This is a genomic window from Enteractinococcus helveticum (genome assembly GCF_001657475.1).
GTDB classification, from domain to species: Bacteria; Actinomycetota; Actinomycetes; order Actinomycetales; family Micrococcaceae; genus Yaniella; species Yaniella helvetica.
On record NZ_LXEY01000009.1, the window covers coordinates 24,103 to 45,051 of the forward strand.

Annotated in this window: 20 protein-coding genes; 17 read left to right on the top strand and 3 right to left on the bottom strand. The window is 55.2% G+C overall.

The window, feature by feature from the left end; all coding sequences use genetic code 11:
• Positions 1–170 precede the first annotated feature (170 nt).
• Genes A6F49_RS02195 through A6F49_RS02205 form a run of 3 tightly spaced genes read right to left on the bottom strand, consistent with a single transcriptional unit; the run spans position 171 to position 2,751 of the window.
• Complete coding sequence (locus tag A6F49_RS02195; protein WP_043056123.1) at positions 171–641, bottom strand: PaaI family thioesterase; 471 nt, start codon at positions 639–641, stop codon at positions 171–173.
• Between the two features lie 51 nt (positions 642–692).
• Positions 693–1,823, bottom strand: a complete 1,131-nt coding sequence (locus A6F49_RS02200) for a mandelate racemase/muconate lactonizing enzyme family protein (protein WP_043056124.1) — start codon at positions 1,821–1,823, stop codon at positions 693–695.
• Between the two features lie 16 nt (positions 1,824–1,839).
• Positions 1,840–2,751, bottom strand: coding sequence for a LysR substrate-binding domain-containing protein (locus A6F49_RS02205; protein ID WP_043056125.1), 912 nt, complete (start codon positions 2,749–2,751; stop codon positions 1,840–1,842).
• Between the two features lie 270 nt (positions 2,752–3,021).
• On the opposite strand from A6F49_RS02205, the gene A6F49_RS02210 reads away from it, so the two are divergent.
• From A6F49_RS02210 to ligM, 17 genes are all read left to right on the top strand, one after another.
• The gene (locus A6F49_RS02210; RefSeq protein ID WP_235604817.1) at positions 3,022–4,578 is read left to right on the top strand and encodes an SLC13 family permease; all 1,557 of its coding nucleotides are present in this window, start codon (positions 3,022–3,024) and stop codon (positions 4,576–4,578) included.
• 32 nt (positions 4,579–4,610) lie between these two features.
• Entirely contained in the window at positions 4,611–4,907 is a 297-nt protein-coding gene (catC, locus tag A6F49_RS02215; protein WP_043056126.1) for a muconolactone Delta-isomerase, read from the top strand.
• Between the two features lie 160 nt (positions 4,908–5,067).
• Positions 5,068–6,018: an alpha/beta hydrolase gene (locus A6F49_RS02220; protein ID WP_043056127.1), complete on the top strand. Its 951-nt coding sequence runs from the start codon at positions 5,068–5,070 to the stop codon at positions 6,016–6,018.
• 274 nt (positions 6,019–6,292) lie between these two features.
• Positions 6,293–6,640, top strand: coding sequence for a bifunctional 3-phenylpropionate/cinnamic acid dioxygenase ferredoxin subunit (locus A6F49_RS02225; protein ID WP_043056129.1), 348 nt, complete (start codon positions 6,293–6,295; stop codon positions 6,638–6,640).
• Complete coding sequence (locus A6F49_RS02230) at positions 6,637–7,839, top strand: NAD(P)/FAD-dependent oxidoreductase (protein WP_043056130.1); 1,203 nt, start codon at positions 6,637–6,639, stop codon at positions 7,837–7,839. The genes A6F49_RS02225 and A6F49_RS02230 overlap by 4 nt, the downstream gene beginning before the upstream one ends.
• Before the next feature lie 91 nt (positions 7,840–7,930).
• A complete protein-coding gene (locus A6F49_RS02235) occupies positions 7,931–9,133 on the top strand; it encodes an aromatic ring-hydroxylating oxygenase subunit alpha (RefSeq protein WP_043056131.1) in 1,203 nt (400 codons plus the stop codon).
• A gap of 78 nt (positions 9,134–9,211) precedes the next feature.
• Positions 9,212–10,126: a formyltetrahydrofolate deformylase gene (gene purU / locus A6F49_RS02240; RefSeq protein WP_082911533.1), complete on the top strand. Its 915-nt coding sequence runs from the start codon at positions 9,212–9,214 to the stop codon at positions 10,124–10,126.
• Positions 10,127–10,170: 44 nt separating this feature from the next.
• On the top strand, positions 10,171–12,051 hold the full coding sequence (locus A6F49_RS02245; protein WP_082911534.1) for a BCCT family transporter: 1,881 nt from the start codon (positions 10,171–10,173) through the stop codon (positions 12,049–12,051).
• 524 nt (positions 12,052–12,575) lie between these two features.
• Positions 12,576–13,934: an MFS transporter gene (locus A6F49_RS02250; protein ID WP_082911536.1), complete on the top strand. Its 1,359-nt coding sequence runs from the start codon at positions 12,576–12,578 to the stop codon at positions 13,932–13,934.
• A gap of 118 nt (positions 13,935–14,052) precedes the next feature.
• Positions 14,053–14,412 carry a protocatechuate 3,4-dioxygenase gene (locus A6F49_RS02255; protein ID WP_043056132.1) on the top strand — a complete coding sequence of 120 codons (360 nt, stop codon included), beginning with the start codon at positions 14,053–14,055 and terminating at the stop codon, positions 14,410–14,412.
• A complete protein-coding gene (locus tag A6F49_RS02260) occupies positions 14,405–15,283 on the top strand; it encodes a class III extradiol dioxygenase subunit beta (RefSeq protein ID WP_043056133.1) in 879 nt (292 codons plus the stop codon). The genes A6F49_RS02255 and A6F49_RS02260 overlap by 8 nt, the downstream gene beginning before the upstream one ends.
• A gap of 55 nt (positions 15,284–15,338) precedes the next feature.
• Positions 15,339–16,052 carry an alpha/beta hydrolase gene (locus tag A6F49_RS02265; protein ID WP_043056134.1) on the top strand — a complete coding sequence of 238 codons (714 nt, stop codon included), beginning with the start codon at positions 15,339–15,341 and terminating at the stop codon, positions 16,050–16,052.
• Positions 16,049–16,330 carry a muconolactone Delta-isomerase gene (locus tag A6F49_RS02270; protein ID WP_235604818.1) on the top strand — a complete coding sequence of 94 codons (282 nt, stop codon included), beginning with the start codon at positions 16,049–16,051 and terminating at the stop codon, positions 16,328–16,330. The genes A6F49_RS02265 and A6F49_RS02270 overlap by 4 nt, the downstream gene beginning before the upstream one ends.
• 4 nt (positions 16,331–16,334) lie before the next feature.
• Entirely contained in the window at positions 16,335–17,111 is a 777-nt protein-coding gene (locus tag A6F49_RS02275; protein ID WP_235604819.1) for an SDR family NAD(P)-dependent oxidoreductase, read from the top strand.
• Between the two features lie 37 nt (positions 17,112–17,148).
• Positions 17,149–18,480: a GAF domain-containing sensor histidine kinase gene (locus A6F49_RS02280; RefSeq protein WP_052500041.1), complete on the top strand. Its 1,332-nt coding sequence runs from the start codon at positions 17,149–17,151 to the stop codon at positions 18,478–18,480.
• Entirely contained in the window at positions 18,480–19,169 is a 690-nt protein-coding gene (locus A6F49_RS02285; protein ID WP_235604820.1) for a response regulator, read from the top strand. The genes A6F49_RS02280 and A6F49_RS02285 overlap by 1 nt, the downstream gene beginning before the upstream one ends.
• A gap of 179 nt (positions 19,170–19,348) precedes the next feature.
• Entirely contained in the window at positions 19,349–20,761 is a 1,413-nt protein-coding gene (gene ligM, locus A6F49_RS02290; protein WP_043056136.1) for a vanillate/3-O-methylgallate O-demethylase, read from the top strand.
• The last annotated feature ends 188 nt before the right edge of the window (positions 20,762–20,949 follow it).

Genomic DNA, 20,949 nt, shown 5'->3' on the forward strand with positions numbered 1-20,949 from the left:
GCCAACCGTTAACTCACTGAACGATCGGTCTGGAAAGACATTATGACACAGGTGTGAGCACAATCACAAACTTCGCGTGTTTTCGTCGAAGTGTATTGAGGAAAGCAGAAATCCTGGCGGCTACAAGGCCTGCCAGGATTTCTACTGCAGTATGGACTTGGTGCGCTGCGTTAGGAGCGCTGAGCTCGTGGGATGGTTCGGAACCGGCCGCGGAACTCTGCGATGAGCTTTCCTTGATCATCGGTGATCGTGACATCGCACAACCCCGAACGTCCCGAGGTGTTGTGACGGCGTCCAACAGCGATCAGCGGTGTATCGACGGGCGCGGAAGCGATGAAATGAATATCTGAACCCTGGGTGACGGAGATGGTGGAGCCATCGCCGTCGGGGTTATTGCAGGCCCACGCGAATAACGTGTCCGCAAAAGCAAATAACATCCCGCCGTGGGCGATGTCGAAGCCGTTGAGCATTTCGGGCCGAATGGTCATGTGCCCTTTGGCATATCCCTCGGCGTATTCGGAGATCGTGATGCCCAACCAGTCGGCTGCTTTATCAGTGCCAAGTATCGGATGATCATGGGGGCCAAAATTTCCCCGCTTGATGGACTGATCATTCGAAGCGGAATGCGCATTATTCGTCATGGTGGATATCGTAGCCGTGATTGCTTCAGGCCGCAGGATGAGCTCTTAGCGTTATGCGCCGCTGGTGACAAGCACCTGCTGTTTATCGGTGCGGTAGTGTTCCAGCTTGTCTGCATCGATCTCGGCGCCAACCCCCGGCAGGTCGCGAACCGAGATGCGACCATCCACGATCTGAATTGGCTCAGCCAGCAGGTCATCCAACATATCTAAGAAGTTCGACAGTTCCCCGGCGCGGGCCGAGGTTGCGCGGTGGGCTGCACCAAAGGTTACGGTCGCTAGCGATCCCACCTGGGTGTCAATCTGGTTGCCCATGGTCACATCAACACCGAGCCCCGTGCACAGGCCAAGAATCTCGGTGGCCTCGGTGAAACCGGAGCGCGCAGTCTTGATGCAAATGGCATTGGCCCCACCGGAGAGCAATTCACGCGATGCATCCCCGGCGGTCGGAACCGACTCATCGGCAACAATCGGAATCGGGGAGTGGTCCACCAGACGACGACGGCTCATGGCCTCTTTCGCGTCGCAGGGTTCCTCCAACATCGTCAGGCCCAAATCAGCCGTACGGCGCAGTACTTCCATCGCTTCATTGGCCGTCCAGCCGCGGTTGGCGTCAAGGTAAATTTCGACGTCGTCGCCCAGTCCTTTTCGCAATACATGGCAGGCCTCGATGTCCAGCGAGAGTGGACGGCGTCCGACCTTGAGTTTGAAGGTGGTGATGCCGTACTGCTCGCCGAAGCGCTGAGCCTCTTCGAGTAGTTCTTCGGCCGGTTTGAAGCCCAGCATGTGGCTAACGCGCATCGAGTCGGTGTAGCCGCCCAGTAATTTGTGCACCGGGGTCTGCAAGGCTTTGCCCATCAGGTCCCACAGGGCAATATCGACGGCACCTTTGGCCACCTGATTGTTGATGGTCCGGTGCAGCACGGCGTGGACTTTTTCGCGGTCGAAGGGGTCCAGCCCGACGATGTCGGGTCCGAAAACATCCTCAATGATCACTTTGATCGAAGTCTGTGTCTCACCGTAGGTGTATGGCCGTGGCGGGGCATCGGCGATACCGGTGATCCCAGCATCGGTGTGGATACGCACCAGAATGTGGTCGGCGGTAGTGACTTCACCGGAGGCAAATTTCAGTGGATGCGTATAGGGAATCGCATACGGAATTGCTTCGACGGCAGTGATCTTCATGTTTGCTCCATAGTTCTTATGCAGATTGAATGCTGTGGTTTTCTAAATTTCTGGTGGCCTCACGGGCCAATTCGATAAACGAGGACAGCAGCGGACTGTCGTTGCCGGTTTTCCACGCGGTGCCCAGCCCCACGGTGACCTCTTCTTCAAGTGGTCGTACCGCGATCGACGAGTTCAGTGGGAATGATTGGGAACCGGGGACAAAACTCACGCCCAACCCAGCACTGACCAGCGCAATGAGTGTGGAGGTTTCGGTGGCTTCTTGAACGATGCGCGGCCGGAACCCGGCCTGGCGGGCCATCTCCGAAATCACCGAGAATACCGAGGAACTGCGGGGGTATCCCACGATGTCATCTTTAGCAAATGCTTTAATGCTGACCGGCCCGGCTTCCTGGGCCAGCTCGTGCTGTTGCGGCAGGACGGCGACCAGGCGGGTCTGCTGGATTTCATCAATACTGATCTCAGAGGATTGCACCGGTGGCCGCAGAATAGCGACGTCTAGCCGGTTTTCTAATAATGCCTCTTCCATCTGTGGTGTGAGCTTTTCTCCAGCAACCTGGAGCCGGACCAGTGGCATGCGCTCGCGGGCAACACGCACGATCTCTGGCATGAGCCGATAAGTTGCGGTGCCTGCGAAGCCCACGCGAAGAATACCTGCCGCGCCGCGGCCTACCTCGGCGACGTCGTGTTTGGTTGCCTCGACTTCGGCCAGAATCTGTCGAGCGCGTTCCATCAACAAGGCGCCTGCCTCGGTGAGTTCAACTTTTCTCGTCGTGCGTTCTAACAACAAAGTGTCGAGCTCGGCTTCGAGTTGTTTGATCTGGCTGGACAATGGGGGCTGAGCCATATGCAGGCGATCGGCTGCGCGGCCGAAGTGCTTTTCTTCGGCAACGGCGAGGAAGTACCGCAGGTGACGTAATTCGACCATGGTTTCCCTCCTCTACGATCCGTTAGCCGGTGAAGTTAGCTGTGATTGCGATGACATCAGGCTACGCCGGCCACCCATGACAAGTGAAAGACCTATTTCGATATAATTCATATGCTTAGCATATCAATGCAGGCCATTCTCGTACTTCTATATCTAGATCAAACGGTCTATGGTGAGTCAGGTCATCGCGTGAGGTGACTGTATGCATAAGCACTGCGGTCTTGAATAAGGGGCCGCGAAAAAACTCACTACATCTATCGAAGAGGAACCGTGACTGCCACAAAACATCACGAAGTAACGGTGGACGCGCCTACCACCGGTTCGCAAGATGGCACCCAGGATGCGCTTGATCGCGCAACGAAGCGAAACTGGTGGCTGGTTGCGCTAGGTCCACTTGCAGCACTAGTTCTCGGCTTGATTCTGCCCGACTCGCTGAGCTTTGAAGGTAAGGCAGTGGCCGGGATCGCGTTGTGGATGGCGCTCTGGTGGATGACTGAAGCCGCGCCAATCCCAGTAACTTCATTACTGCCCCTTGCGCTATTTCCGATATTCGGTATTGGCACCATGTCCGAAGTCGCAGCACCATACGCCAACACCGTCGTTTTTCTTGTCATGGGCGGCGTCATCCTTGGCCTCGCGACTGAAAAATCCAATCTCCACATGCGTGTCGCGCTCTTTACGATCCGATTGGTGGGTACAAAGCCGTCGCAGATCGTGCTTGGGCTGATGATTGCCTCAGCCTTTATTTCCGCATGGGTCTCGAATACTGCCACCGCCGTGATCATGGTTCCGATCGCCGTTTCAATTCTGAATTTGGTGCGCACCATCGATCCAGACGCTGCCGGTAAGAAATTTGCGGCCTCGATGCTATTGGGCGTTGCATACGGCGTCACCATCGGTTCCACGGCCACACTTATTGGCCAGCCACCGATGGCTCTCATGAAGGGCTATCTGTTGGACTCCCATGGGATCGATATGGCCTTTGGAACCTGGATGCTTATCGGTGTGCCGTGGGCTATCGTCATGCTGTTGATTGCGTGGCTTGTTTTAACCAAAGTCGTGTTCCGTCCAGAAATTGATTCGCTACCAGGTGGTAAAGAACTCATTCAGGAGGAAATCGCAAAGCTCGGTAAAATGTCGACTCCAGAACGTCGGGTCGCCTGGATCTTCGCTGGTGCCATCTTCTTCTGGATCGCCGTACCATTCATTGCACCCATAGGTTGGGTTGCAGAGAACCTGCCATTTTTGTCTAGGATTGACGACGCTCAGGTGGCCATGGCTGCTGCTATTGCATGCTTCGTGGTGCCCGCAAACCGTGCCAAGGACGACAAGATGGGAATGCCGCTGCTTCGTTGGTCTGCAGCCAAAGAAATTCCTTGGGGCTTGTTGCTGTTGTTCGGTGGCGGTCTGTCCTTGTCCGCCATGTTCACTCAAACTGGGTTCAGTGAATGGGTTGGTGGACAAGTCTCGGGGCTGAGCTCGCTGCAGTCCTGGATGATCATCGTGGCAGTCATCGTGGTGAGCTTGGTGTTAACCGAACTGACTTCCAACACAGCAACGGCTGCAGCCTTCTTCCCAATCTTTGGCGCTGTGGCGCTGGGTGTGGGGATCGATCCACTGTTCATGACCATTGCCGTTACCTTGGCTGTCTGCTCCGCGTATATGCTGCCGGTTGCAACCCCGTCGAATGCCGTGGCCTTCGGGTCTGGTGAAATCACCATCAAGCAGATGGTACGTGCAGGTTTCTGGTTGAACGTGATTTCCATCGGTCTGATCATGCTGGTCATGTACACCCTGGTGCCATTTGTTTTTGGCGTTAGCCTGTAATTGGTTAGCTCTCATCGTTGAAAGGACACCGCATGTTATTTCTTGCACGCATGGACGTCGTCTTCCCGGAATCCATGGACGCCGCCACCAAGGCCGATTTCCAGGTTCGGGAGAAAGAATACTCGGGCAACCTGCAGCAGCAGGGCATCATGAAAGGCATCTGGCGAGTTGTTGGGGAATATGCCAACTACTCAATCTTTGATGTCGACGGCCACGATGAGCTGCATGAGATTCTGTCGGGCTTCCCGATGTTTGCCTACATGAACGTCAAGGTCACACCGTTGGCCAAACACCCCAATGCCACCACTGATGATTTCTTTGGCGCGTAGTTCAAGATAGACAGGCTCAAAGCTCGGAGTGACGGTCGGTAGATCGTTGCTCCGAGCTTTTCTATATGCTGAAGACAAAGAAGTTGTTCTGACAGTTGGGATCTGTCCGGGCTGCTGGGCTACCGCTTCATCTATTTCAGTCGATGAAAGGGTTTTCGTCTTGGCAAAGCTTGATTTTTCATTCCGTCTTCTTAGTCCTCTGCTGCGAAGGTTCTCTCTGGCGAGGAAGACGAGAGAACAGCTTCTACGCGACCAGCAAAGAGGAATAAGCCACAGCTTTTTTGTCGACTTGTTGATTGGTAATGTCGTGGAAGGCGTGACGACGCGCGACGGCTGGGTTAAAGGTGCAGCTGGGCCGATCGAGATGAGAATCTACCGCGCTGATTGCACCACGGGTGATCGTCTACCGCTGGTCATTTTCCTGCACGGGGGCGGTTGGGTATCAGGTAAATTTGTCAGTCATGATTGGCTGGCAAGCAGCCTTGCTCGGCAGTCCAAAAGTATTGTGATATCTCTAGCTTATCGACTAGCGCCCGACCATCCCTGGCCCGCCGCTGCCGAGAATGCTTATGCGGGAATGATCGATGTGGTGCAACGAGCCGATGCATTTGGGGCAGATAGTTCGCGAGTTGCTGTTGTTGGCGATAGCTCCGGCGGTAACCTGGCCGCAGTGATAGCTCTGATGGCTCGACATCGCAAAGGACCCAAAATTTCCTTTCAGGGGTTGATGTACCCCGCTACCGATCTGATGCTTGAGTCACCGTCAATTGACGCTCATGACGATGCACCAATCTTGACGAAGGCAGATGTCATCGCAGTGGTGGATCACTACCTCAACGGTGCTGACGCATCCGACCCGTATGTCTCGCCCCTCCGCGCAAACAGCCATAGTGATCTCCCGCCAGCTTTGATTCAAGTCGCCGAATACGATCCCCTGCGCGATGATGGGACCCGCTATGCGGCTGCGTTGCAAGCAAGTGGTGTGCCCGTGCGCCTAACTACGTATGTAGGACAGCCGCACGGATTTATCTCGTTTCCGCATATGAGCAGTGCAGCATCGCAAGCCATAGCAGAGATGGCCGCTGAGCTCCGGGTGGCATTGAGCAGTTAATATCGACGGCGTGATGGTCAGCGTTGTCTTGTCGCATGCCAGCTCAACGCAACACGGCTGTGCAGGTATGGTGCCCGATGCGGGTTATTTTCCAAAGACATTTCAGGCGGCCGTTGGTTCATGCACGCTCCTGGATTCGGACCGCAGTCACCGGTGACGAATTGTTCGACGAATTGCCAATGGCCCTTGACACCGACACACAACTTAATGAGATGATCGTCACACATCTTGTTGCGCATAGTGCAACAATACGAGCTAGCGGTGGTGGTAACCCATGAGTTTGAAAGTTTGTCGTCTCAGTGAACTGACCCCAGGTGAGGGGCTTCGGATTGAGTCGGTGAGTCCGCCCATTGCCGTGTTCCTCACGGATGAGGGAACGGTGCATGCAATTGATGACACCTGCACACATCAGGACGCATCCTTAGCTGCAGGCTGGGTCGAAGACTGCAAGGTTGAATGTCCGTTACACGAAAGCTCGTTTTGCCTACTCACGGGCCAAGTGGATCAACCGCCCGCCAAACAGCCAGTCCGTGTTCATACCGTTGAAATTCACGGCGACGACGTAGTGGTCGAATTATCCAAAGAAGCCCCGAATCTGCCACCAGGAGTGACTGTGCCATGAATGCCCCAGCAGCTAATCTTTCGTCACAGGGCACGCTGATCATCGTTGGGGCAGGGTTGGCCGGTTATCACGTAGCACGGCAAGCTCGACAACAAGGTCACACCGGAGCCATCAGTATCATCGGCGACGAGCCTCGACCCGCTTACGATCGTCCCGCTTTGAGTAAGGCATTCCTCAATGGAACCGTGAACTTCGAAGACTTGCATCTTGATGACCCAGCTAATCCACTCGAGGTGACCTGGCACAGTGGGTCTGGTGCGGTTGAACTGTCGACCGAGCCCCTCGGTGTGCTCACCGCAGATGGTACTTTCCACGCTGGCGACAACGTCGTCATCGTGACTGGTGCAGAGGCTCAGCGGCTCCCGTCCTTTGGGCGCAGTGGCGGTGCATTTGTATTGCGGAACGTCGAAGACGCGTTAGCTTTGCGGGAGCGCATGATTGAAGGCCAGCGCATTGCCATGGTTGGTGGCGGGTTCTTAGCACTGGAAGCCGTCAGTACCTTCATTGATCGAGGTGCCGCCGAAATTACGATCATTGCCAATGAACAGTTTCCCGGCGAAGCGCGGTTGGGAACATCCGTAGCACAAGCGATTCGAGGACTACACGAAAAGCGCGGGGTGGCCTTTGGACCGTCCGTCTTTGCGCATTCCGTGACCGACATCGAAGATGGCAGTCAGGTGCTGAACCTGACGAATGGAGACACCGTCCAAGCGGACATCATTGTGTGCGCGATCGGTGCTACTCCGGCGACTCGCTGGCTGCGCGACGGGGATCTGGCGTTAGATCCGTCCGGTGCCATATTGTGTGATGATTTCGGGTTTACCGGCATCCCGGGCGTCTGGGCAGCCGGCGACTGCTCGCAATGGACCTCGCAAGCCGCTGGACTACGACCCATTGGCCAATGGCAAGAGGCCGTGGAACAAGCAGGCATCGTTGCCGCAGCGATCATGGGTGCACCACCGGTGCCGTTCCAAGAGCCGTATTTTTGGTCCGAACAGTATGACGTGATGATCCAGGGTGCTGGACGCATCGCGCAATCTAATGAAGTGCACGTGCTCGACGGTTCCATCGAAGACGGCGATCTCTTAGTGAGTTACCGGTTGGACGGCGAAGAGATTGGCATCCTTGGCATGAACCGAATGCGTGAAGTCAAACGCTGGCGAAAAATGCGGACGGCGCGCGCATTGGCCACTGCATAACCAATCCAACCGTAACTTTTTCCCAGGTCATTCTTTTGCACCTCAGGGTGCCTATTAGCCACGCCCAAAAACTTATGAGAAAGGCTGCTCCATGATCATTGACTCCCTTGACGCTCCAGCGCCGGGCTCCTCCTTGTTGCCGACACCTGCCGGAGATGTCTACACCGACCCCGAAATTTTCCGACTTGAACAACAAAATATTTTCGAAACCATGTGGAACTGCGTGCTACGTGTCGATTCCTTGGCCAGTGCTGGGGAATGGAAGACCGTGACGGTGGGCCGCGAAGAGATTATCGTGGTCCGCACGAGGAAAGCCGGAATTCAGGCGTATTACAACGTGTGCCGTCACCGTGGCATGAGAGTTTGCACCACTAGTGAAGGTAAAAATAAAACCCTGCAGTGCGGTTACCACGCGTGGACCTATGCGCTCGAAGGAGACCTCGTTGCGGCACCGAATCTGACCTCCATGCCGGATGTAGACCGGCAAGAATATGGTCTCAAACCAGTACAAGTGCGCGAATGGTTGGGCTACATTTGGGTGTGCTTGGCTGACGAGCCGCCGTCGTTTGAAGACACCGTGCTCGGGGAGGTGCGCACCCGGTTTGGTGAAGTCCAATCCATCGATAACTACGGTATCGAGAACCTCAAGCTCGGAGAATCTAAAACCTATGAGGTCGAGGCGAACTGGAAGCTGATCATCGAGAACTTCATGGAATGCTATCACTGCGCAACGATTCACCCGGAACTGACCGAGGTCATTCCAGAATTCGCCGACGGGCTAGCCTCCCAACGCAAAAACGGTGAGATTCATGGTGCAAGTTTTGGTAGTGATATCGAAGGGTTCACCGTAGACGGTTCCAGTGGCGTAACAGCACTGCCCGCCATCGCACCCAGCCAGGATCGCAAGTACTACGCGATCACCGTCAAGCCACAAGTCTTTATCAACACTGTGCCGGACCATGTGATTATTCATCGAATGTTTCCACAGTCTGAATCCCGGACCACCGTGATCTGCGATTGGCTATTTTTGCCCGAAGTTGTCGAACAGGGCATGGATATTTCCAAGTCGGTGGAGTTATTCCATCGTGTCAATCAGCAAGATTTCGAGGCGTGCGAGTTGACCCAACCCTCCATGTCGTCCAAAGCCTACAACCGTGGTGGGGCTCTGGTTCCGAGTGAACACCACATTGAAGAGTTCCATCAGTGGTGGAACGAGACGATGGGATATCAGCGGGCTGGCGCTACTGAAAGCCCGATGACCACTTCTGGTGGCTCCGTCACAACTGACCAATGAGTTCGATCCGACGGGAGGCGACTGCACTGCGGCGGTCGCCTCCCGTCGTCATTCCTGTCCCCTTCGAAAGGCTCCACCATGTCTACAACCATTGCTCTGCCAGTTTCCTCATCCTCAGCAACAGCTCTACTACCCACGGATCACGGGTTAGTGGTCACCGTAGAATGTCGCTCCACGCTCGGAGTGGTCCATGCGGTGAGCGGAGTGTTGCTGGAACACGGCTACAACATTATGGAACTTCACCAGTTCAACGACATCCGCGATGAACGCTTCTATTTGCGTATCCATGCCGAACCAGGACTCGAGACGGCCTCGCCAAAGTCTGAAATAGCACGAGGATTCCAGGACCTCGCTGCACAGTTCGGTATGACCTGGCAACTGCGTGACGCAACCACTCGGACCCGTACTGTGGTCATGGTTTCGAAATTCGAACACTGTCTTAACGACCTGCTCTTTCGCACCGCAAAAGGCGAGCTACCAATAGATATCGCCGCGGTGGTATCGAATCACTCAGATCATCAACGTCTCGTCGAGTGGCATGGCATCCCGTTCTTTCACATCCCGGTAACTCCAGAGACCAAACCCGAAGCCGAAGCGCAGCTGATCGAATTAGCGGAGCGGATGGACGTGGAACTGGTCGTGCTTGCTCGGTACATGCAGGTACTCAGTGATGAACTGTCTACCCGTTGGCAGGGAAGGGTGATCAATATTCATCATTCTTTCTTACCAAGTTTCAAAGGGGCAAAGCCCTATCATCAAGCGTTTGAGCGCGGCGTCAAGACGATTGGTGCCACCGCGCACTATGTAAACTCTGAACTCGATGAAGGCCCAATTATTGCTCAGCGAGTCACCGAGGTCGATCACGCCTATAGTCCCGAAGCCCTCGCGGCAGTCGGTCGGGAAACGGAATGCAAAGCTCTATCGGAGGCAGTGCGTTGGCACGCTGAAAGCCGTGTATTCCTTGCCGGAGCCAAGACGGTTGTCTTGAAGTAAGCCGTGGCTCAGCAAACCACAACCGAATACGTGACGGAGATGAGATGACCGAGCTTGAGAACCGCGAGTCCGAGGCAGCCAACGAAAGAAACTGTAGTTTCCTGGGAGACCAGCCTCCGCAGGGTCCCGCTGAACATCTGTTATTAGAAGACACTGATAGTGATGCCCGCATCGCTGCCAAACTGAGGCTGCAGGGTATCCACCTGGGTGCAGGGCTGATCGCACCTCGGGTGTTTTGGCCGGCCTTGCTGATCATCGTAGCTGTCACCCTCACGGCCATTGCTGCACCGGCGTTCACCGAGGCGGTACTGCAAACGATTCAGAACTGGATTGTTGAGACTCTGGGCTGGTATTACGTCCTCGTCGTGGCCGTGTTCATCCTGTTTTCTTTGGGGATCTGCTTCTCGAAATACGGCAAGATTACGCTAGGCCGGGATGGCGACCAGCCAGAATTCGGTCTCCTAACGTGGTTTTGTATGCTATTTGCCGCTGGAATGGGCATCGGGTTGGTGTTCTATGGCGTGGGTGAACCACTAACCTATGCCACCGTTGATCCCAAGCCCGGGTGGGAAGGCCAAGAGAATCAGCTGGCCAAGTTGGCGATGGCACAGACGTTCGTGCACTGGGGCTTGCATCCGTGGGCGATCTACGCGGTGATCGGTTTAGCTGTAGCGCATAGCATCCATCGACGTGGGCGTCCGGTCTCTATTCGCTGGGTGGTCGAACCGATCCTCGGGAGCAGGGTCAAAGGATGGATCGGGGATGTTATTGACATCCTGGCAATCTTCGGCACGATCTTTGGTGTAGCCACGTCCTTGGGGCTAGGAGTGCAACAGATCGCCTCTGGGATGCAAGCCATCGGCATCGTCGAAGGCACAGATAACGTGCTGTTGGTGGTGCTGATCGTTGTGATCACGTTCATCGCCACGGCTTCGGTGGTCTCCGGCGTCGGACGTGGCATGAAATGGTTATCGAATATCAACCTGTCTTTAGCTGCAGTGCTGCTGATTTCCGTGCTCCTGTTGGGGCCCACAGTGTTCTTGTTTCAGAATTTGGTTGAATCGCTTGGCGCCTACCTGGCCAACTGGATGAATATGACATTCGACGTGGGCACATACACGGGTGAGCAAGGCCGTACTTGGTCTTCGGCGTGGACCCTGTTTTATTGGGGCTGGTGGATTTCCTGGGCACCCTTCGTTGGTATCTTCATCGCGCGGATCTCCCGTGGCCGCACGGTTCGACAGTTTGTGACCGGGGTCTTGTTGGTGCCAGCGTTCGTGGGAATCGTCTGGTTCGCGGTGCTTGGCGGTACCGGGATTCATCGTCAGTTTTTTGGTGATGCAAACTTGGTTGATGCAGATGATGGAGTGGTAGCAGAACGGGCGCTATTTGATGTTCTCGATTCACTGCCGTGGGGAACTGTGCTGTCAGTGTTAGCTATCATTTTGGTAGCGCTGTTCTTCATCACCTCCTCAGATTCCGGTTCACTGGTGATCGACATGCTCGCATCGGGAGGGCATCCCAACCCACCGACCTGGTCGCGGGTACTGTTTTCACTGCTGGAAGGCGCTCTCGCGGTAGGTCTGTTACTCGCCGGAGGACTTCAAGCATTACAGGCCGGAGCATTGGCCACTGCATTGCCCTTTAGTGTGCTCTTGCTGTTGATGTGCGTGGCGACGTGGCGGGGCTTGCACCAAGACCATGTCCAGCACGAAGAGATGACCAGACAGCTGCACTATCAAGAGCTGAGCCGGGCGTTGTCGGCAGATCTCGCCAAGGCTAGAAGTCCGCATGTTGCCGAGCACGGACGGTGCACGACGTGTTCCCTCACGCAGAACGGTCACGTGCCCAGGCACGATCGAAGAATAAATAACCAGCCTCAAAACGGACGAGCTGATAAACGGCCCCCAAACCTGCCTGACTGATATGCGTGACATATCTGTCAGACGTTCGACGGATTCGAACCGGAGCATCCCTGGTCTAGGATCGGACGTTACGCGAAGCATGTTTCGGGTTGCCCATAGACAGCACTCGGATCGGCGCCTGATGCTGCCTCTGCACGTCCAGGCCTGCCTGCCGGAACCTCCCAACGGACATATGCTGGTACGACCGATACCGGTTTCAGCGGAAGCGAAGAGTGCAACACACTGGGCAACCCACGAAACCTTTGAACCCGGAGGTTCCGACTTCACCCTTCCCTTCATATTGTCGAGGGATGTCCCCGGTCTCAGGTTTCCAATACCGCCGGTTTTATCAGATGCGCTGTAGTGCGTCGCTTCAAGCACATTTTAGATGCAATAGAATGCCACGGGGAGTCAGGACATTTGTCTCGGTTCTGTCTAGGACACCTTGCGCATCCGTGTTTGGCCATTTCTCTATACCCTGAGTGAGATAGTTCACTATAGTCAGAGCGGTGTATCACTGCACAATGGGACAAGGGGTATGATCCATGAGTGACTCGACCAGGCTCTCTTCAAGTGTTTCTGCTGTTGCAGAAGCAAATCTGGATAGCCAAACAGCCAGCGCACCAACCGCGAAAGAGCGGCGCAGGGTCTTAGGCGCATCATTGCTCGGAACTGCTGTCGAGTGGTACGACTTCTTCATCTATGGCTCAGCTGCTGCGCTAATTTTCGGTCCGCAATTCTTCCCAACTGAGGATCCGCTAGCCGGTACCCTCGCGGCATTTGCTACATTTGCGGTGGGATTCATTGCCCGCCCGCTTGGCGGCGTCATTATGGGACACTACGGCGACCGCATTGGTCGAAAATCCATGCTCATGTTCTCTATGATGCTCATGGGGATCGCTACAGTAGGGATTGGACTGCTGCCAAACTATGCTGCGATCGGCGTGTGGGCACCAATCCTGCTGGTCCTCCTGCGTCTGTTGCAAGGCGTCGGTGTGGGCGGCGAATGGGGTGGTGCGGTGTTGATGGCCGTGGAGTACTCCCCGTCCAATAAACGAGCCCTGTACGGGGCCTTCCCGCAGATGGGTCTGCCCATTGGGATCATCGCATCCAACATGGTCTTCATCGTCGTCACCAACATCATGGCTCCAGAAATGTTTCAGGCTTGGGGCTGGCGCATCCCATTCCTCTTTAGTGCCGTGCTTGTTGGTATCGCGCTTTGGATCCGGTTGCGAGTTGAAGACTCCCCGGCGTTTAAGAAAGTCCAGTCCAAGGACGAAGTCGCCAAAGCGCCACTGGTCGACCTATTGAAAAATCACCTGGGGACCGTGTTGCTGGCCGGCACCATTTGCATCGCTTCGCCTGCACTGGGCTATCTGTACTCGGTGTGGATGCTGTCGCATCGCGAAAACCTGGGCACCGACGGTATCTCACAGAACCTCATGCTCGCACTGATCATCTGGGGTGCAGTATGCCACCTGATAACCGTCGCACTGGGTGCGGTGCTAGCCGATAAGTTCACCCAGAAACGCATCTTCTTGTGGGGCGCAGGCTTACTGGCCGTCTTTGCTTTCCCATTCTTCTGGCTCGTGGATACCGGTGCTTGGTATAACATCGCCATAGCCTTCGCCCTGATGCTGTTGGCCCAGTCGCTGATGGCCGGACCACAAGCGGCACTCGTGGCTGAACTTTTCCCTGCCGAAGTACGGTACTCGGGTGCCTCGGTCGCTTATCAAATCGGGTCGATTCTGGGAGGCGGGTTCATGCCACTGATTGCTACCAGCCTGTATGCAGCATTCAATGACTCGTGGCCGATTGCGACCTACATGTTCATTCTCGCCGCCGTCAGCTTTATTGCCATGGCTGTGCTGAAAGTTGGCAAATACCGCGCATCGGTCGACTAAGTAGGTCCGCGACATTTGTCGTAGTCGAGGTAGGTCACTAGCCACTGCAGAACTTTGCGCGGCATTCCTAACCTGTTAGTGAGACCAATCACAAGGATAGTAAGGAGTGGAGGAAACGATGTCTACGCTTACCCCCGTCGTCGAGGGCGCATACGTTTACGACACCAAGCTGAGCAACCAAGGTCGTAATCTCAACAGAATGTGCTTCTCTCTGAAAGATGCCGAGAACCGCGAGAAATTCCAGGCGGACGAAGTAGCATACTGCAACGCGTATAACCTCACCGAAGAACAAAAGCAGGCCGTCTTGGATCGTGACTGGATCAGCATGATCGAAAAAGGTGGCGCTTCGATTTTCTACATCATCAAATTAGCGGCAATTGACCGCAAATCCATGCAGGATCTCGGGGGCATTTTCACCGGGATGACTACTGATGAATTCGTTGCAGAGTTGCGCGCAGGAGGACGGAAGTTTGGCTGAAATCATTTGGGGTCTGGCAACCTCGCACGTACCATCCATTGGTGCTGCGATGGACCACAACAAGACCGAAGACGAATACTGGAAGCCACTGTTTGACGGCTACGGCCCAGCTCGCGCATGGATGGCCGAACATAAGCCCGACGTCGCCATTGTTGTGTACAACGATCATGCCAACGCCCTCGGGCTGGAAATGATCCCGACATTCTCTATCGGTACTGCCGAACGCTACAACGTCGCTGATGAAGGGTACGGCCCACGCTCCGTGCCAAATATCGAAGGCGACTTGGATCTATCTGAACACCTGCTGGTCAACCTGGTTGACGAAGGCTTCGACATGACCGCCCTGCAGGAACTGGATGTTGATCACGGCTGCACCGTGCCGCTGTCGGTCTATACTCCAGATCCGGGTGATGCCTGGCCATGCCGTGTGGTGCCCATGCTGGTCAATGTTCTGCAGTACCCACAGCCAACGGCAGCTCGCTGCCTCGCGCTGGGTGAAGCACTGGGACGAGCCATTCGGTCCTATCCAAAAGACATCAAAGTTGCCGTCTTCGGCACCGGTGGCATGTCGCACCAGCTGTCCGGTGAACGTGCCGGGCTGATCAACGAAGAATTCGACCGGAACTTCTTGGAAAAAATCGAAACAGATCCACAGTCTCTGGCCGCAATTTCTCGTGGTGAATACATTGAACAAGCCGGCTCGGAAGGCATTGAGATGATCATGTGGCTGATCATGCGCGGGGCGTTGGGCGACGACATCACCAGAATCCACGACACCTATCATGTCCCGGCGTCCAACACAGCAGCTGCCCTGGCCTTATTTGCCACGGAAGCCGTCAACGCCAAGAATAACGAACTCGCGGCAGTTTAGGACTCGAAACGAAGAGGCGGTGGGAGAAAATCCACCAGGTATTGAGGGGAGAAAAATGAGTACATTTGTACTGGTCCACGGTGCTTGGCACGGTGGATGGTGCTGGCAGCGGACCGCTCCATTGCTGGAGCGTGCTGGCCACGAAGTCCACACACCCACACTGACGGGGCTATCGAATAAGGCCCATTTGTTGTCGCCGGCGGTAGGTCTGGATACCCATATCGAAGACATCGTCAGCTACATCGAGGCATACGATCTCAGCGAGGTAACCCTGGTCGGTCACAGCTACGGTGGCCAGGTCATCACCGGTGTCGCGGATCGCATTCCAGATCGTCTGGCTCGTCGGGTTCACTTAGACGGTTTTATCGGTGACGGCCGCCCAGCTATTGAGCTGCTGCCAGATGGTCCTGCCGGGCACTACCGACATTCCGTAACAGAACAGGGCTTCGACTGGCTCATTCCACTGCGTCCCCTGGAGAAGCTGGGCGTCACCGAGTCCCTGGACCTGGAGTGGCTGACCCCGCGGCTAACCCCGCATCCGTGGAAGACCTATACCGATGCATTGTCGCTAAGGGGTAACCATGAGAAGGTCACCGGCGTGTTCATTGAAAGTGTCGACTGGATGCGTGTCTTCCAAAAATATGCCGAGATCGCCGAAGAATCTGGCTGGGAAACCTACACACTGAACACCGGACACGAAGCGATGGTCACGGCGCCGGGCGAACTGGCAGACACCTTGCTGACCATTGTTGAAAAGGATAACGCATGAGCATGGAATTCTTGGTTCGTTTTGAAACCTTCTTGCCAGAGTCCATGAATCAGGAGGCAGTCAAAGCCCTGAAAACTGCTGAACGGCAGCGTGCCATAGAACTGCGTGAAGCCGGCATTTTGAAAAGGCTGTGGCGGGTCCCAGGACGACGGGCAACCGTTGGGCTGTGGCAAGCCACCTCAGCCACTGAGCTTCACGAAGCCCTGGCATCACTGCCGCAGTTCCCATGGATGGACGTTGAGGTCGAAACCTTGGCAACCCACCCGCAGGAGCAGTAGTTTCGTGACAAAAACACACGATCACGACACCGGACAGCCGCGAGCCATCGCACAACGGCTGTCCGGTACGTGCGCCATCGTCACCGGCGCAGCACAGGGTATTGGCCGGGCCATCGCCGACAGGCTGGCCGCCGAAGGCAGTATTGTCGTGTGCCTGGATATCCAAGAAATGGCAGCACCGGTGGTCCAGGGTCAAGAATTTCACTTCTGTGATGTCACGGATGCCCACCAGGTACAAGATGTCGTAGCCAAAGTGCTCGACGAGCACGGTGGCGTGGACATTCTGGTCAATAACGCTGGATTATTAGAACAGGCGCGCTCACTGCGCGACGTCACTTCCGAACAATTGCATAAGTACTTCGATACCAATGCCGTTGGTCCGATGCTGATGGTCCAAGCCGCCTACGATGCGCTCATCGCTAGTAAGTGGCGGGGCAGAGTCATTAATATCGCCTCGCGCACCTTCTTCACAGGCAGCTCCAGGCAGCCGGCCTATGTCGCGTCGAAAGGCGCGCTACTGGGCCTGACAAGGGTCATGGCACATGAGCTTGGACAGTACGGCGTCACCGTGAATGCCGTGTTGCCATCCCAGATTGCCAGCCCCGGAACACGCCGATACACCTCCGATGAATCCTTTGCTTCAACCATGAGCCGTCAGGCGATTCGTGAGTTCGTCAGCGGCGATGACGTCGCTGGCACCGTTGCATTCCTCGCGTCCCCGGATGGGACTATGATGACGGGACAAACCGTGGTCTGCGATGGCGGCGGATTGATGCGATAACCGTGAATTTCCCACCGTTTGAAGGATGAATCTTTCCATGGGCACACCAGATTTCAATGCTGCAGACATAGCTGCTCGTGACGCCCAAATCCAAGATCTTCAGCAACAGCTTGCCGACGCTCGCCGTCAAGAACAATATTTGACGGCGGTGACTCGCACGACCGCTAACCTGGCCTCGGAACGGTCGTTGCCCCTAACCTTGACGGCAATGGCCGAGGAGATTGTGCAGGCCGATGAGCTAGTCGGTGTCCAAGTACTGACGAATGAGCATGCCAGCGGCAAGCTACACATGTTGGGCATGGCAGGGTTCCCGCCATCACTGGGCAGCTCATTCTATGCCAAGCTCAAACAATGTGAGCAGCTTGGAGCAGACCTGTTAATGCTCAAAGCATTCCACATCGCTAAACCAGTGGTCATCGAAAACCGCTACGAGCAGGTCATGTCGGATCCGTCCTGGGAACCGCTGCACGAATACCACCGTGAACCGCGCTGGGGAGACTTCGCGTCGTTTCCGATCATTGTGCGAGGGAAGACCGTGGGGATTCTGAATGCCTTTGTAGCTCCCGGATTTAAGGTTGACACTCGCAGTTACGCATTTTTGAGTTCTATGGCCGAACAGGCCGCTTTTGCCATTGACTATGCGTCACTGTTGGACGAGGAACGGCAGATTGCTCAGCGCCAAGAACGGCAGCAACTCGCCCGAAATCTGCATGACTCCGTTGTTCAACAGGTCTTTTCGATGGGTATGTTGTCGCAGACCGTGAGCATTTTGGCCCAGAAAAATGATGTCAACGTTTTAGAACGGATCTTGGAAACCTCCCGCGATCTGGAAGACATCACATCATCGGTGCTCAAAGATCTCCGGATGCTAGTTGCACAGCTGAAGCCCACGGTCATTGACGAGGGAGAATTTCGGCGCGCGTTGGAGACCTTTCAATCCACCACTCACCGGCAAACCGGGTTGGAGATTTCCAGTCGCGTGGATCCGGTAGTCGATATGCTGGAACGAGAATTGGCCGAAGACCTGTATCACGTGATTGCAGAAGCAGTGCATAACGCGGTCAAACATAGCTCGGCCAGCGAGATCGACATCGATATCGCCATTGATGACCAACTGATGCTGACTGTCCAAGACAACGGGAATTCGACTAATAATCAACTCTCACCGCACCACCTCGTAGCTGCCGATCACCCTCCAAAACCCGGTAACGGTTTGAGTTTCATGCGCGAACGTGTGGAACGGTGGCAGGGAGAATTTTCTGTAGACTTTGGTGTCCCTCGGGGTACCGTTGTGCGGGCAACGATGCCCGTGCTGATACGACAGTCCCTAGATGAAGACAGTCTTTTGGGTCCTGGAGGGAACGAATAATGCCGAAAGAAATTGATATGCCGTCCGACACAGATCAACAGGATACGCTCAAGGTTTTTGTTGTCGACGACCACGCAATAGCTCGTCGCGGGATCGCCGCATACCTAGACGTCCTAGACGATATGGAGACCATCGGGGAGGCCATTGACGGACAAGATGCGCTTGACCAAATGGCCGAATTCGCAGCATTCAATAAATTACCGGATGTCGTGCTGCTGGATTTGTTGATGCCACGGTTAGACGGCGTGAGCACTCTGAAGATTCTGCGTGAAAAATATCCGCAAGTCCAAGTGGTCATTCTAACCAGCTATGACGAAGTCGAGCGCATGAACACTGTGATGCGCCTGGGTGCGGCTGGTTATCTGTTAAAAGATGCCGGACCACTTGAAGTCGCTTCAGCCATTCGCGCCGCGGTGAAGGATGAAGTATTTATTGCCACGTCGATGGCTAAGAAACTCACCCAAATGATGAGCTCACCAGCCAGCGGTATTTCCTCGTTGACCGAACGTGAGCGGACCGTGCTGATGCTTGTGGGGGAGGGGTGCTCCAACCAGGAGATCGCGAAGCGACTCCACATTAGCGAGCGGACCGCCCGGACCCACGTATCCAACATGTTGGGCAAACTCAATCTGAGCTCTCGGACCCAAGCAGCGCTGCTGGCCGTCAACTCGGGGCTCATCGCTCCATAAGAACGCGGCGCCAGCTACGTCAAATGACGTAGCTACTTTCGACAGTTTGGCCCAAGAATGCCAAGGGATCTGAAACTACAGTGGAGTGAGACGGGTCACGATCGTGGGATAGAAAATTCTCCTACACCGCCCACTAGTTTTTCAGAATAATCAGTCGATCCATCGAAAGGATTGTACCCATGTCGAATCCAAACTTGCAGGATATCCTGGACAAATCTGCCAACCCCCTCCAGCATCTACGCAACGTTCCAGCCGGCATCTATGTCTACCCGGTTGTCGCACCGGAATTCTCTAACTGGCGCAAAGAAGTCCAGGCCTGGCGGGATTCCGCAGTGTTGTTCGACCAGACCCACCACATGGACAACCTGTACATCAAGGGTCCCGACGCGTTGAAGCTGATCTCCGATACCGCGATCAACTCGGTTGAAAACTTCCCGGTCAACAAGGCCAAACAGTATGTCCCAGTCACCCCGTACGGCCACGTCATTGGTGATGGCATCCTGTTCCGCGAAGCTGAAGAAGAATTTGTTTACGTCGGCCGCTCACCTGCCGCCAACTGGCTGATGTTCCATGCAGAAACTGGTGGCTACAACGTCGAGATCGTCATCGACCGCCGCTCACCATCCCGCCCAATGGGCAAAGCCGTAGAACGCGAAGAATGGCGCTTCCAGATTCAGGGACCACGCGCCTGGGACGTCATCGAAAAACTGCATGGCGGTCCACTGGAGAAATTGAAATTCTTCAACATGTCCTACATGAACGTAGGTGACACCCAAGTTCGCACTCTGCGCCACGGTATGGCAGGAGCCCCAGGTCTAGAACTGTGGGGACCATATGAAGACTACGATCGCATCCGCGAAACCATTCTTGAAGCCGGCGCTGAGTTCGGCCTCGAAGCAGCCGGTGCCCGTGCATACTCCTCCAATACCCTAGAGTCCGGCTGGATTCCATCCCCACTGCCAGGTATCTATACAGGCGATAAACTTGCCGACTACCGCAAGTGGTTGGGCGCCGATAGCTACGAAGCCAACTCGGCTGTGGCCGGTTCCTATGTTCCAGAAAGCGTCGAAGGCTACTACACGACCCCGTGGGAACTGGGCTATGGTTCATTTATCAAATACGACCATGACTTCATCGGTCGCGATGCTCTTGAGCAGATGGACCCTGCAGCACAGCGCAAGAAGGTCACGCTGGCATGGGACGGCGATGATCTGGCCACCATCCATGCCTCGATGTACCAGAACGAAGAACTGCCATATAAGTTTTTTGACCTACCAAACGCCAACTACGGCGCCTCCAACTTCGACTCCATCGTGGACGAAGCCGGCAACGTCGTCGGGGTTTCGATGTTCACCGGCTACAGTTGGAACGAAAAGCGCGGCTTGTCGCTTGCCATCGTCAACCCAGACGTAGAAATCGGTTCCCAGCTGAAGGTGGTCTGGGGCGAGCCGGAAGCAACTGGAAAGCTTTCCGTTATGCCGCACCGCCAGTACGAAGTTGGCGTTGACGTCAGCCCGGTCCCATATTCCGAGGTTGTCCGTCGTGAATACACCGATGGCGGATGGCGCAAGAAAGTAGCCGCCCACAGCTAAACGCTTGAGCAAGCTGCGGCGTCCGTTTCCTTATTTCAGGCGCTGCAGCTTTGCTGACTCTTCGCAAGAGCGATACATGCTGCTAGGAAACTGTGTTTGACTAGCAGCATTGTCATTACGAAATCTTTTTCTACGCCGCAGGCAGCGGTATGTAGAAACCTCGACGGCGCGCACCACGTTGAGGTATA